General features: G+C 68.9%; 11 protein-coding genes. All 11 read right to left on the bottom strand.

Annotated elements, in window-relative coordinates; all coding sequences use genetic code 11:
- Positions 1–74: 74 nt before the first annotated feature.
- The 11 genes from AB0H00_RS28440 to AB0H00_RS28390 all read right to left on the bottom strand — a co-directional run bounded on the left by AB0H00_RS28440 (position 75) and on the right by AB0H00_RS28390 (position 13,908).
- On the bottom strand, positions 75–836 hold the full coding sequence (locus AB0H00_RS28440; protein WP_357272260.1) for a YggS family pyridoxal phosphate-dependent enzyme: 762 nt from the start codon (positions 834–836) through the stop codon (positions 75–77).
- Between the two features lie 157 nt (positions 837–993).
- Entirely contained in the window at positions 994–1,722 is a 729-nt protein-coding gene (gene pgeF, locus AB0H00_RS28435; RefSeq protein WP_357272258.1) for a peptidoglycan editing factor PgeF, read from the bottom strand.
- Between the two features lie 102 nt (positions 1,723–1,824).
- Entirely contained in the window at positions 1,825–3,057 is a 1,233-nt protein-coding gene (gene ftsZ, locus AB0H00_RS28430; protein WP_357272256.1) for a cell division protein FtsZ, read from the bottom strand.
- Positions 3,058–3,412: 355 nt separating this feature from the next.
- Positions 3,413–4,036: an FtsQ-type POTRA domain-containing protein gene (locus AB0H00_RS28425; protein ID WP_357272253.1), complete on the bottom strand. Its 624-nt coding sequence runs from the start codon at positions 4,034–4,036 to the stop codon at positions 3,413–3,415.
- An 87-nt stretch (positions 4,037–4,123) separates the two neighbouring features.
- Positions 4,124–5,563: a UDP-N-acetylmuramate--L-alanine ligase gene (gene murC, locus AB0H00_RS28420; RefSeq protein WP_357272320.1), complete on the bottom strand. Its 1,440-nt coding sequence runs from the start codon at positions 5,561–5,563 to the stop codon at positions 4,124–4,126.
- Positions 5,564–5,723: 160 nt separating this feature from the next.
- Positions 5,724–6,836, bottom strand: coding sequence for an undecaprenyldiphospho-muramoylpentapeptide beta-N-acetylglucosaminyltransferase (gene murG / locus AB0H00_RS28415; protein ID WP_357272251.1), 1,113 nt, complete (start codon positions 6,834–6,836; stop codon positions 5,724–5,726).
- The gene (gene ftsW, locus AB0H00_RS28410; RefSeq protein ID WP_357272249.1) at positions 6,833–8,281 is read right to left on the bottom strand and encodes a putative lipid II flippase FtsW; all 1,449 of its coding nucleotides are present in this window, start codon (positions 8,279–8,281) and stop codon (positions 6,833–6,835) included. The genes murG and ftsW overlap by 4 nt, the downstream gene beginning before the upstream one ends.
- Positions 8,278–9,720: a UDP-N-acetylmuramoyl-L-alanine--D-glutamate ligase gene (murD, locus tag AB0H00_RS28405; protein ID WP_357272318.1), complete on the bottom strand. Its 1,443-nt coding sequence runs from the start codon at positions 9,718–9,720 to the stop codon at positions 8,278–8,280. Before murD ends, ftsW begins: the two co-directional genes overlap by 4 nt.
- A gap of 47 nt (positions 9,721–9,767) precedes the next feature.
- A complete protein-coding gene (gene mraY / locus AB0H00_RS28400) occupies positions 9,768–10,844 on the bottom strand; it encodes a phospho-N-acetylmuramoyl-pentapeptide-transferase (protein ID WP_357272247.1) in 1,077 nt (358 codons plus the stop codon).
- Complete coding sequence (murF, locus tag AB0H00_RS28395; protein ID WP_357272245.1) at positions 10,841–12,382, bottom strand: UDP-N-acetylmuramoyl-tripeptide--D-alanyl-D-alanine ligase; 1,542 nt, start codon at positions 12,380–12,382, stop codon at positions 10,841–10,843. Before murF ends, mraY begins: the two co-directional genes overlap by 4 nt.
- The gene (locus AB0H00_RS28390; protein WP_357272316.1) at positions 12,379–13,908 is read right to left on the bottom strand and encodes a UDP-N-acetylmuramoyl-L-alanyl-D-glutamate--2,6-diaminopimelate ligase; all 1,530 of its coding nucleotides are present in this window, start codon (positions 13,906–13,908) and stop codon (positions 12,379–12,381) included. Before AB0H00_RS28390 ends, murF begins: the two co-directional genes overlap by 4 nt.
- Positions 13,909–13,984 lie beyond the last annotated feature (76 nt).

Raw genomic sequence — 13,984 nt, 5'->3', positions numbered from 1 at the left:
GGGTGTTGAAGTCTTGCTCAGCCCCTCGTCAGTCCCCAGCATATGTGTCGAATGTGACTGATGAGGTTTCTTTGCTACGCCGAGGTTATCGGCCGAGCGCCCATCAAGGCGGTACCGACACGCACAACCGTCGAACCGTGTTCGATCGCCGATTCCAGATCGCCGGACATTCCCGCGGAAAGTTCCGTCGCGTCCGGATGATCCGCCATCAGCAGAGTGTGCAACGTCGCAATTCGTGCGAATGCCGCATCAGACTCCGCCCCCAAGGGCGGAATCGCCATCAGACCGGACAGCCGCAGCCCCGGCGCGGCAGCGACCTGTTCGGCGAGCGCGGCGAGATCGTGCGCAGGTACACCGCCGCGTGTGGCGTCGTCGTCCAGGCTCACCTGGAGCAATACCCGAACCGGACCGGTACGATCCCCAGCGTCCAACGCGGCCCGCGCGCCGACGTCAAGGGCGGTTGCCAAACGTTCGCTGTCGACTGAGTGGACGGTGTGCGCCCAGCGGGCCACGACCTTCGCCTTGTTCCGCTGCAGCCGCCCGATCATGTGCCAGCTGATGTCGGCGAGTCCTTCGTCACGCAATGCCGTCACCTTGGTGGTGGCTTCCTGTTCACGCGACTCGCCGAACTCGCGTCGACCGAGCCGATGCAGGATCGCCACGTCGGAGGCCGGGAAGAATTTCGTCACCGGCAGCAGCCGCACAGAGCCCGGAGCCCGGCCCGCCGCCGCGCAGGCCGCGTCGACCCGCGCAAGCAGACCCGACAGGTTGGCTTTCAGCTCAGCGGTTCTGGCCGCGGGCGCCCCGGACAGCACAGCTTCAGCCTCGGCGCTCATGACTCCACCTCGCGGGGGCTCGGCTCCGGCATGACCACCATGGCGGCTGCGCCTATTGATCGCTCGCGGCGCTCACTCATGCGGGGCACCTCGCTGATGCTCGGCTCCGGCGGGCGCGACCGCGCCCGGTGCCCTCGGCTCACTCGCTGACGCTCCCTCACGCTATGGCCGCCCGCCAAATCACCCCGCCGATCCGGCCGGTCGGGGCTCCACGCCGATGGCTGAACAGGGTGCGGTCCTCGATGGTGCAGCGCGGGTCGACGGCGACCGCGGCGACACCGGCCTCGGTGAGCTGCCGGGAGATTCCCGCGCGTAGGTCGAGCGCGGGCGTGCCACGGACGGTGGTGGTCGCGCTGCCGGGCAGGTGCGCCTCGACGTCGTCGCGCATCGCGGCGGGAACTTCGTACTGGCGGCCTGAGGCGGCGGGCCCGAGGAAGGCGCCGATGCGGTCCAGGCGTGCACCGACGGACACCATGGCGTCGAGCACGCGCGGAACGATGCCGATACGCGCACCGATGCGTCCGGCGTGCACCGCCGCGATCACGCCCGCCTCGTCATCGGACAGCAGAATGGGGACGCAGTCGGCGGTGAGCACCACGAGCGCGAGACCTGCCACGGTGGTGACAAGGGCATCGGTCGCGGGAATCGGCTGTTGCCGCGGGCCGTCGACGATTTCGACATTGCGACCGTGGATCTGTTCCATCCACACCAGGCGGTCGGGCGTCAGACCGATCCCCTGAGCCAGCCGATCCCGATTGCGCCGCACCGCCGCCGGATCGTCACCGACATGGTCGCCTAGGTTGAACGAGTCGTACGGCGGCGCCGAGAAGCCCCCCGCCCTGGTCGTCGTGACCCGTCGAACAGTCGTAGTCGCCGCAACAGTCATGCGACGAGCCTAGTGGCGTTGGGCGAGCGCCTAGGAAACGCCCATGTAGGGCCGGATGATCCCCCGCACGTCCAGGCCTTCGCCGGAACCACTATCCAGCTGTCAGCCCCTCCGCATGAACGACGGCACGTCCACGTCGTCGTCATCGTCATCGTCGGCGTCCGGCGGCTGGATATGCGAGCGCGAGTTGTTCGCGACCGTCGGCTCGGACAGCGGGCGCGGCCGTTCGGTGTCGCGATAGCTCGGCACCGCGCCTCGACTGCTGGTGGCCGTCGTTGCGTCGGTGCTGCGCGCCGAGACCTCGCTGCTGCGGCTCTGCCCGATCTCGCCGGACCGCGCCGAACCGATGGTGCTTCGGCTCGTCGTGTCGAACGTGCGGCGGGCCGGTCCGCCGCCGTCGAAGCCCGCGGCGATCACGGTGACCCGCACCTCATCGCCGAGCGAGTCGTCGATCACGGTTCCGAAGATGATGTTGGCCTCGATGTGCGCGGCCTCCTGCACCAGCGATGCCGCCTCGTTGATCTCGAACAGGCCCAGATCCGACCCGCCGGCGATCGACAGCAGTACACCGTGCGCGCCGTCCATCGACGCCTCGAGCAGCGGCGAATTGATCGCGGACTCGGCCGCTTTCACCGACCGGCCTTCACCGCGCGCCGAACCGATGCCCATCAAAGCGCTGCCCGCGCCCGACATCACGCTCTTGACGTCGGCGAAGTCGACGTTGATCAGGCCGGGGGTGGTGATCAGGTCGGTGATGCCCTGAACACCATTGAGCAGCACCTCGTCGGCGGAGCGGAACGCGTCCATCAGGCTCACCGCCGCGTCGCCGAGCTGCAGCAGCCGGTCGTTCGGAATAACGATGAGTGTGTCGCAGGACTCACGCAGCAGGTTGATGCCCACCTCGGCCTGATTGCCGCGTCGCTTGCCCTCGAACGAGAAGGGACGCGTCACCACACCGATGGTCAGCGCGCCGAGTTTGCGCGCGATCTGCGCGACGACCGGGGCGCCGCCGGTACCCGTGCCACCGCCCTCGCCGGCGGTGACGAAGACCATGTCGGCGCCCTTGAGCACCTCTTCGATCTCGTCCTTGTGGTCCTCGGCGGCCTTGCGGCCGACCTCGGGATCGGCGCCGGCTCCGAGGCCGCGGGTGAGTTCGCGGCCGACGTCGAGTTTGACGTCGGCATCGCTCATCAGCAGGGCCTGCGCGTCGGTGTTGACCGCGATGAACTCGACACCTTTTAGTCCCTGTTCGATCATCCGGTTGACGGCATTCACACCGCCGCCGCCGATACCGACGACCTTGATCACCGCAAGGTAGTTGTGCGGGGGCGTCATGGGCTCTGGCCTTCCTTCGATCTAAAGCCTGTCGTTTCCGGATTCTCGGCACGCTGCCTTTTCGACCCGCTCCTATGGGTCGGGTCGCTTCAGGGAAGCGAACCGCGGCTCGGGCAAACTCTAAACCTGAACCATAGGGTTAGCGTAATGTCAAGTATCCGACTGGTGCGGAACGCTATTCGCAGCCGACGCGATACGCGCGCAGGCGCGCCGAAACGGAAGTCAGAATCTTGTGTGATCCCGCTCGTCTCGCCGCTCCACACGTCGTATGGTGAACGGTTGCCCCCCTGGCCCCTTCTCGGCGTCGGAACTCGTCCCGGACCACCGAAAATTCCCTGGGCACAATGGGTGTAGATCACTTTACCGTGACCAGATTCGGACTCGAAACATCGAACACCGTTCCGGGGCGCGTCAACAGCGGCAACACGACCGCCGACTTGCGTTCGGCATCATTCGCCCCGCCCCAGAGTACCGTGCGACCGTCCTTCAGATTCAGCGAAATATCCGAAATGGACCGTGCGACAACCTCCCCCACCTGGATACCCAGCGCAGCGGGCATAATGGCGAGCACCGAAACCGCGGCGCGAGTCACCGGGTCGTCGCTACCCGGATGATCGGTGACCAACTTCGGTACGCCGATCGGCGCGGCCTCGATCGCGAATTCCACGTTCTGCGCGTCCAGCAGATGCGCGCCCCGTGGGCTGCCGTAGAACAACACCGGAACGCGCTCCACGACCGTCACCCGGACGGTGGACGGAAATACCCGCTGCACCCGCGCCGTATGCACTTTCGGAATACCCGCAACCCGCCGGGCGATCGCGGCGGTGTCGATCCGCAGCATGGAGCGACCGGACGGAATTTCGACTAGATCGCGCACCTGTTCTTCGGGCACCGCGGACACTCCCTCGATCCGCACGGTGCGCACCGAGAGCACCGGCGTGAACCAGCCGACGACACCGACCACTGCAAGAACGCACACGCTCAGCAACGCCCACCATCGAATTCGGCGCCATTCGCCCGCGGCGAACCGATCAGCCGCGGATCGCCCGACCCCGCGCACTCCGGGTCACCGTCCGTGCTGGGGCCGCGCCCGTAGCCCGTCGAGGATCTGGCTGCCCAGCATGGTCACATCGCCCGCACCCATGGTGATCACCACATCGCCCGGCAGGGCAAGCCTCGCGACCTGACGACCGACCCGAGACATATCCGGCTGGTAATGCACCGGTTTCGTGACCGCCTGGGCCACCAGTGCGCCGTTGACGCCGGGCAGCGGCTTCTCCCGCGCCCCAAAAACATCGAGCACGACGACCTCGTCGGCCAAGCTCAGCGCAGTGCCGAAGTCCTGTGCGAACGTCGCGGTGCGGCTGTAGAGATGCGGCTGGAAGACCACGATCACCCGCCCCTGCCGGGACCGGGCGCCGTCGCGGGCTTCCTGCTGGACCAGTTCGGCGGCGGCACCGAGCACGGCGCGCACCTCGGTCGGGTGATGGGCGTAGTCGTCGAAGACCCGCACGCCATTCTCCCGGCCGGCGAACTGGAATCGGCGGTGCACGCCCCCGAAACCCTCCAAGCCCTGGATGATCTCGCCCATGTCCGCACCGGCGGCACGGGCCGCGAGCAGGGCGGCAAGCGCGTTGAGCGCCATGTGCCTGCCCGGCACCGACAGCCGCAGCGTGCGCGGCGCGGCCTCGTCGGCGAGCTGAAACTGGGCGATGCCTCCGACATCACGCGGCTCCCAGCTGTGCAACCGGGCGCCCACCGCGACCGGTGCGTCGGCGAGATCGCCCGACCCGTAGCCGAGCACTTGGACGTTCTTCGCGGCCAGCCGCGCGCCGACCCGTTCGACCAGCGCCCGCGAGCCCGGATCGTCCAGGCACACCACCAGCAGTCCGCCCGCGGCAAGGCGGTCGGCGAAGTCGTCGAAGACCTGGACGTAGGCCTCGTCAGAGCCGAAGAAATCCAGGTGATCGGACTCGATATTGGTGACCACCGCGACGTCCGGGTCGTACTGCAGCAGCGAACCGTCGCTCTCGTCGGCCTCGGCCACGAAGATGTCCCCGGTGCCGTGGTGTGCGTTGGTGCCCGCCTCGTTCAACTCGCCGCCGACCGCGAAGGACGGGTCGAACCCGCAGTGTTGCAACGACACGATCAGCATCGACGTGGTCGAGGTCTTGCCGTGCGTGCCGGAGACGAGCAACGTGCGATGCCCTCGCATCAGCGCGGCGAGCACGGCTGGGCGCAGCAACACCGGGATGCCGCGCCGATGCGCTTCCACCAGTTCCGGATTGGTCTTCGGGATGGCCGCGTAGGTGGTGACCACCGCGGTCGGGCCACCCGGCAGCAGGTCGAGCGCGGTCGCGTCGTGGCCGATCCGCACCTGCGCGCCCCGTGCGCGTAGCGCGAGCACGCCGCGGCTCTCCTTCGCGTCGGAACCCGAGACCGCGCCGCCGCGGGCCAGCAGGATGCGGGCGATCCCGGACATCCCGGCCCCGCCGATGCCCACCATGTGCACCCGCGCCAGCTCCTGTGGCAAAGCGGAGCGTTCGGTGGTGGTCTCCGATCCGACCCTGTTCGCGGTGGTATCGCTCACAACTGCACCTCGCTGGCGCTCGGCTCCGTCGTGCGCGACTGCGCGCTGCTTCCTCGGTTCACTCGCTGACGCTCGCTCACTGGCGTGCCACCTCCATCGCGATCCGCGCCACCTCGTCGGCGGCGTCGCGGTGCCCGGCGCCTGCGGCGGCCCGGCCCATCTCGATCAGCCCTGCGGGATCCATGAGCAGCGGAATCACCTCATCGATTACATACTCGGGCGTCAATTCCGAATCGGGGACAATTCTGCCACCCCCCTGGCGCACCACCGGTCTCGCGTTGAGTTCCTGCTCCCCGTTACCGTGCGGAAGCGGCACGTAGAAGGCGGGCAGCCCGACCGCGGAGACCTCCGCGACCGTCATGGCACCCGACCGGCAGACCACCGCATCGGCGGCGGCGTAGGCGAGGTCCATCCGGGAAAGGTATGGCACGGCCACATAGCGGGAGCCGCCTGCACCGGAATCGGCTGAGTCGGCGAGCGCGAGCATGTTCTTGGGCCCATGCGCGTGCAGCACCGAGATGCCTGCCGCGGCGAGCTGCGGTGCGGCGGCGGAGACAGCCTCGTTCAGGGTTCGCGCACCCTGAGAACCGCCGAATACCAGCAGCACCGGGCCTTCAGCGGGCAGACCGAAGTGGGTGCGCGCCTCGGCGCGCAGCGCGGCACGGTCCAGGCTCGTGATCGATTCGCGCACCGGAATGCCGATGACCTGGGCGTTCCCCAGGCCCGAATCCGGAACGGCGGCAAGCACCCGCACAGCACGGCGCGCACCGATCTTGTTCGCGATGCCCGCTTTGGCATTTGCCTCGTGCACCACTACCGGTACCGCTCGCCGACGGCGCAGCACGCCCGTGCCCGCGGCGAGATACGCGGGCAAGGCCACGTATCCGCCGAAGCCGATGATCACGTCGGCGCCGACCGCGTCGATCACCGCTCGGGTCCTGGCCACCGACGCCCGCACCCGCCCGGGCAACCGCAGCAGATCGGCGGTGGGCTTGCGCGGCAACGGAACCGGGGGGATCAGCTCGAGGCGATAGCCACGGTCGGGAACCAGGCGGGTCTCCAGCCCGCGTTCGGTGCCAAGCGCCGTCACCCGGATCGAATCGTCGAGCCGCCGCAATGCGTCCGCCACCGCCAGTGCCGGCTCGATGTGGCCCGCCGTACCGCCGCCCGCGACGATTACCGAGATCACCTAGATCTTCCCCGTTCTCTTGCGTGATTGACCGGATAACTGGGTTCCCATGCCCTGGTGGCGCGTGCCGAGCTGGTGCCGCGGCTTTCCGGCGACCGGCGCCTCGCCGGTTCCGCGCCGTAAGGGGCGCGCCCTCCGGGCGGTAGCGCCGACGACCTGCGGGCGACAGGCGACCTGCCGCGCTGGGCTGTCCCGCGGGCCGCGCTCGCCCTGCCCACCGCGTAGACCTCGGGTTTTGGCAGCCGCAGCAGCCTGCTGAATCGACCGTCCTGCCCGGCGTGCAGTGCCGCTACCGCCTCCGGCTCGTGTCTGGCCGCGTTCGCGATGATGCCGAACATGAACAGCGTGATGGCCAGTGACGACCCGCCCGCGGACACCAGCGGCAGCTGCAGGCCGGTTACCGGGAGCAGGCCGACCACGTAGCCGATGTTGATCAGCGCCTGTGCGGTGATCCAGGTCGTCGCGGTCGCGGTGAGCAGCCGTAGGAACGGATCCACCGAGCGGGCTGCGATGCGCAGACCGGTGTAGACGAACAGCGCGAATAGCCCGAGCACCAGCGCGCAGCCCAGATAACCGAGTTCCTCGCCGATGATCGCGAAGATGAAGTCGTTGTGCGAGTTGGGCAGGTAGCTCCACTTGGCACGGCTCTGTCCCAGGCCGCGGCCCCAAATACCACCGTCGGCCAGCGAGTAGAGCGCTTGGCGCGCCTGGTAGTTGATGCCCTGGGGGTCGTCCCCGGGATTGAAGAACGCGCGCATCCGATCCGAGCGATAGCCGGCGGACAGTGCGAGCACCCCGGCGGCGATCGCGCCGGACAGCGCGATCGTCACGAACAGCCGCACCGGCAGACCGCCGAACCACAGCAGTGCCGCGAGCACCACGCCGAGCGCGATGGTGGTGGACAGATTCGGCTGCAGCACGACGAGCAAGCACACCAGCAGACCGGCGGGCACCAGCGGAACCAGCATGTCCTTGAGGCTCGCGTGCTCGGAGCGGCGGGAGACCAGCAGGTGCGCGCCCCACACCACCAGCGTCACCTTCACGATTTCCGACGGCTGAACCGAGACCGGCCCGAGCATCAACCACCGGCGGGCGCCCTGCACCTCGGACCCGATGCCGGGTATGAGGACCAGAAGCAGTGCCAGCACCGACAGGGCGAACAGGGGGAACGACCATTGCCGCAGCCTGCGCAGCGGAATACACAGCGCAAGATAGAACAGCACGGTCCCGATCGCGGCGAACATGGCCTGCTGGATGAACAGCGAGTAGGCCGATCCGCCGTCCGCGTACGCCTCGACACTGGAGGCCGACAGCACCATCACCAGGCCGAGCACGGTGAGCAAGGTGGCGATGGTGACCACCAGGTGGAACGACGCGAGCGGCCGCGCGAGCCAGGCCCCGAACCGAGTGGCCGCCGTACGTTTGCGCCGCGCCGATTCCGTCATAGCTGCCGCCCGACGTCCCCGTCTTCCAGGGCGTGCACCGCCGCGGCGAAGCTGCGGCCCCGGTGCGTGTAGTCGGCGAACATGTCCAGTGACGCAGCGGCGGGAGCCAGCAGCACGGTGTCGCCGCGGCGGGCGAATCCGGCTGCCGCACGCACGGCACGGGCCATCACGGTGTCGGCCGCGGCGGTTCTCGACGCTTCGTCACCCATCCCTGCATCGTCTCCCGCGAGCAGCTCGACGACCGGGACCTCGGGCGCGTGTCGCGCCAACGCGGCCGCGATCACCGGCGCGTCGGCGCCGATCAGCACTGCGGCGACCAGTCGGTCGGCGACCTCCTCGACCAGGTCTTCCACATGCGCGCCTTTGAGCTGTCCACCGGCCACCCAGATCACCTGCGGGTGCGCCAGAATCGATGACCTTGCGGCATGCGGGTTGGTGGCCTTCGAGTCGTCGACGAAATCGACCCCGCCCAGCTCGCGCACGAACGCGGCACGGTGCGGGCCGACCTTGTGCTCGATCAAGCCCTCGCGAACGAACTGTGGTGCGACGTCGATCGCCCTGGTCAGCGCGGATGCGGCGAGCGCGTCGGCGACACCGGCGGGGCCGGGCGGGCTGATGTCGCCGACCTCGGCGAGGATGGCGGCCTTGGTGAACGCGCGATCGAGCAGCTTGCCGTCGACCACGCCGAGTTCGCCGTCGGCGGGCACGCCGATACGGAAGCCCACCGTTCTGCGCGCCTTGGATTTGCGCGCCAGCGACGCCGCGACGGGATCGTCCAGACCGACCACCCCGACCCGGCCGACCAGCGCCCGCGCCTTCGCCGCGGCGTAGGCGTCCAAACCACCGTGCCAATCCAGGTGATCCTCGGCCACGTTGAGCACCACCCCCGCCTCTGGTCGCACCGACGGCGCCCAATGCAGCTGGAACGATGACAACTCGACCGCGAGTACCTGCGGGCCGGGATTGCGCCGCAGTGCGTCCAGGATCGGAAGGCCGATGTTGCCGCAGGCGGCACTGGCGATACCCGCCGCGCGCAGGATCGCGTGGGTCATTTGCGTGGTCGTGGTCTTTCCGTTGGTTCCGGTGACGACCAGCCATTTGCGGACCGGGCCGTAGATCCTGGCCTGATCGACCCACCAGGCGAATTCGACGTCACCCCACACCGGCGTGCCCTCGGCCACCGCGGAGGCGAGCACCGGCGAGTCCGGCCGCCAGCCCGGGCTGGTGATCACCAATGCGAACCGGCTCCAGTCCGCGGATTCCAGCTCGGCGCAGGTGGCCACATCCAGTCCGAGCTCCGCGGCTTCGGACAGCGCCGCGGCGCCGCCGTCGGTGACGACCGGACGCGCGCCGATATCGTGCAGCGGTTCGACCAGCGAGCGCCCGGACACGCCCCAGCCGGCGACCAGAACGTCACGGCCGCGGAGGAATTCGAGCATGGGCCCCGGTGAACGCAGTGCTTTCGGAGAATGTTCGACCATCTCGTTCACCCGACCGCAGAGAGGTATTCGCTGTAGAACAAACCGAGACCGACCGCAGAGGCCATCGCGGCCAACAGCCAGAACCTGATGATCACCGTCGTCTCGGCCCACTTGCTGAGCTCGAAATGATGATGGAACGGCGCCATCTTGAACAACCGGTTACGCGTCGTACGGAACACCGCGACCTGCAACACCACCGACGCCGTCTCGGCGACGAACAGCGCACCGATGACGATCATCAGCAGCTCGGTCCGGGTGGTGATGGACAGACCGGCGAGCATTCCACCCAACGCCAGCGAACCGGTATCACCCATGAATATTTTGGCCGGGGCGGCGTTCCACCACAGGAAGCCGACGCACGCCGCGGCGCCCGCGGCGCACACCAGGGCGAGATCCAGCGGGTCGCGAACGTTGTAGCAGCCGGTCTCCGGCTTGGTCTCACACGCGTGGTAGTACTGCCAGAACGTGATGATCACGTACCCACCGAGCACCAGGCTCATCGATCCGGCGGCCAATCCGTCCAGTCCGTCGGTGAGATTCACCGCGTTGGACCAGGCGACCACCACGAAGCACACGAAAACCAAGAACACGGCAACGCCCATGGTCACCGTGCTGATGTCGCGCACGTAGGACAGGTGCCTGCTGGCCGGGGTCAGCCCGCCCGCGCCGCGGAACTGCAATGCGAGCACGCCGAACAGCACGGCCGCTGACAGCTGGCCGAGATACTTGCCCGCCGCGGTCAACCCCAGGTTGCGCTGCTTACGGATCTTGATGAAGTCGTCCACGAAGCCCACCGCACCCAGGGCGGTGGCCAGACCGAGGACCAGTAACGCCGATGCCGACGGTCCCTCGGCGTCGTAACCGATGCCGATCAGATGAGATCCCAGATACCCGGCCCAGAGTCCGACCAGAATGGCGACGCCACCCATGGTGGGAGTGCCGCGCTTGGACTGGTGGCTGGCGGGGCCGTCGACCCGAATCTCCTGGCCGAAACCCTGCTTGGCGAACATCTTGATCAACAGCGGGGTGAGCAGGATCGAGACCGTCAGCGCGATCGCCGCGGCAAAGAGAATCTGCCTCATCCTGCTGCCTCCGTGTCATGTCCCGCCCCGCTGCCCGTCGCGGCGCCGCGACGGTCTGCCACGGAACCCGTCTCGGTCAGGTGTTCGGCGACCTCCCACAGGCCCACCGACTTCGATGCCTTGACCAGCACCACGTCACCCGCCGTGACTTCCTCGTCGAGCAGAGCGATCGCCGCCTCGATATCCGGTACGAGAACCGACTCCTCGCCCCATGACCCTTCCATCACCGCTCCCTGGTGCAGCGCGCGGGAGGGCCTTCCGGTGCCGACCACCACCACGCGGCTGACATCCAGCCGCACGGCGAGCCTGCCGATCGCGTCGTGTTCGAGAACGGATTCCGCGCCGAGTTCGGCCATCTCGCCGAGCACGGCCCAGCTGCGTCGCGGCGTCTCGCCCGCGCGCGCCATGCTCACCAGTGCTTTGAGTGCGGCGCGGACCGAGTCCGGGTTGGCGTTATAGGAGTCGTTGACCACGGTGATCCCGTCGGCGGTGGTCCGCACGTCCATCCGGCGGGCCGAGGCGGCGCGCGCACCGGACAGCGCCCGCGCGGCGGTGTCCGGATCCGCCCCGCATTCCAGCGCGACCGCGATCGCGGACAGCGCGTTGCCTACGTGGTGTTCGCCGTGCACGGCCAACCGCACCGGGACGAGACCCGCGGAGGTGTGCACGGTGAACTCGGCCCGAGCCTGGTCGTCGAGCCGGACATCGGTGGCACGGATGTCGGCATTGCCGGCCTGCCCGACGGTCAGCACGCGTGCCGATGTGCGCGCGGCCATCGCGGCGACCTGGGGATCGTCGGCGTTGAGCACGGCGAGCCCGGTCGAGGGCAGCGCCTCGACCAGCTCGCCCTTGGTCTGGGCGATGGCTTCCCGGCTGCCGAACTCGCCGAGATGAGCGGTGCCGACGTTGAGCACCACGCCGATGCTCGGTGGCGCCACCTCGGCCAGCGCGGCGATATGGCCCGGACCGCGGGCGGACATCTCGAGCACCAGGAAGCGCGTCTCGGCGTCGGCGCGCAGCGCGGTCCAGGGGTGGCCCAGCTCGTTGTTGAACGATCCCGGCGGCGCGACGACGGGCCCGAGCGGGGCCAGCACGGCGGCCAGCAGATCCTTCGTGGAGGTCTTGCCGGAGGAGCCGGTGACGCCGACGACGGTGAGACCGCCGTCCGCGACGAGGCGCGACACGCTCGCACGCGCCAACGCGGCAAGCGCTGCGAGCGCGGCGGCGCCGGAACCATCCGAATCATGGGATAGCGCAACCGAGTTCGCGGGCACCGAACCGGGGTCGGGAGCGACAACGATGGCGGGCACACCCACCGGCCGTGCCGCGAGCACCGCGACCGCCCCCGCGGCGATCGCCGCGCCCGCGTAGTCGTGGCCGTCGGAGCTCGCACCCGGCAGGGCCAAGAAAAGATCACCGGAACTGATTCGGCGCGAATCGAATTCGACCGCGCCGGTCACTCGCACCTCCGGGTCGGGAACGTCGTGCAGCGTGCCGCCGACAACGCCCGCGATCTCCCGCAGTGTCATCTCGATCATGAAACCGTCAAGTCCTCCGCGTGGTTATCTTGCGGACTTCGTCTTTCCAATGCGGCCGCGAGCACCTCGCGGTCGTCGAACGGATGCTTCACGCCCTGGATCTCCTGCCCTGCCTCGTGTCCCTTGCCCGCGATCAGCACCACGTCGCCGGGGCGCGCCCATGTCACCGCTGCCGCAATAGCTTCGGCCCGATCGCCGATCTCGCGCACTTCACCGCGCTCGGCCTCGGGCACGTCGGTCGCTCCGGAACGCACGGCGGCGCGGATGGCCGCCGGGTCCTCGGTACGCGGGTTGTCGTCGGTGATGATCAGCAGATCGGCGCCGCGCGCGCCGACCGAACCCATCAGCGGTCGCTTGCCCGCGTCGCGGTCACCGCCCGCGCCGACGACCACCGCGAGCCGTCCCGCGGTGTCCACCGCGAGATGCCCACGGAGCGTAGCGATCACCGACTCCAGCGCCGCGGGCTTGTGCGCATAGTCGACGATCGCCAGAAAGTCCTGTCCGCGCTCGACTCGCTGCATCCGGCCCGGCACGTCCACGGTGGCGAGGGCGGGAGCGGCGACCGACGGCTCGACCCCCGCAGCGGCGCACACGGCGACCGCGAGCAACCCGTTGGCGATGTTGTAGTGGCCGGGAAGCCGCAGCCGCACGGAAACATTCCCCTCCGGACCGGAGGCCGTGAAATCCTGTTCGCCGCCGTGCGCCGACACCGCGCCGGAAACGCTCCAGTCGGCGGATCGCTTGGTGGACACGGTGATCGGGCTCGCGACGACGTCGGTGAGCCGCCGCCCCCACTCGTCGTCCACGCAGATCACCGCGGCGCGCGCCGCCATCGGCGAATCCGGTTCGAACAACCGGCGTTTGGCGGCGAAGTAGTCTTCGAAATCGGCGTGGAAATCCAGGTGATCCTGGGACAGGTTGGTGAACGCGCCGACCGCGAACCGCACACCGTCCACCCGGCCCAGCGCGAGTGCGTGACTGGACACCTCCATGACCACTGCGTCTACGCCCTGCTCGACCATCAGTGCGAACATCGCGTGCAGCTGGGGCGCCTCCGGGGTGGTCAGCGCGCTGGGCACCCGCCTGCCGCCGATCCTGGTCTCGATCGTCCCGATCAGCGCCGTGGACAGTCCAGCGGCGGCCAGACCGGCCTCCACCAGGTAGGAGGTCGTCGTCTTGCCCGAGGTCCCGGTGATGCCGATGATGCGCAACCGCTCGGACGGGTTGCCGTAGATCGCCGCCGACAGCTCCCCGAGCACCGCGCGCGGGTTCTCGCGCACCAGCACCGGCACCTCCAGTTCCGGCGCCGACTCCGCACCCGCCGCGTCGGTCAACACCGCGACGGCGCCGCGCGCGACCGCGTCCCGCACGAAGCGGGCGCCGTGCGACCGGGCACCGGGCAGCGCGGCGAACAGGTCACCGGGCAGCACGGCGTTCGAGCGCTGCTCGATACCGGTGACCGGCACCCCATGCGCAGCCGGATCGAGGCTCGTTCCTGCCCCGATGACGGCGGCCAGCGACGCCAGCGGCGTTGTCGGCGAGTGCTCTGGCCGCAATGCGCGCGGTTGACCGGACTGCACAGAAACCAGGCTCCTTTCGGGG

The organism is Nocardia sp. NPDC023852 (assembly GCF_040639505.1).
In the GTDB taxonomy this organism is placed as follows: Bacteria; Actinomycetota; Actinomycetes; order Mycobacteriales; family Mycobacteriaceae; genus Nocardia.
This window is presented reverse-complemented; position numbering and strand designations above follow the sequence as displayed.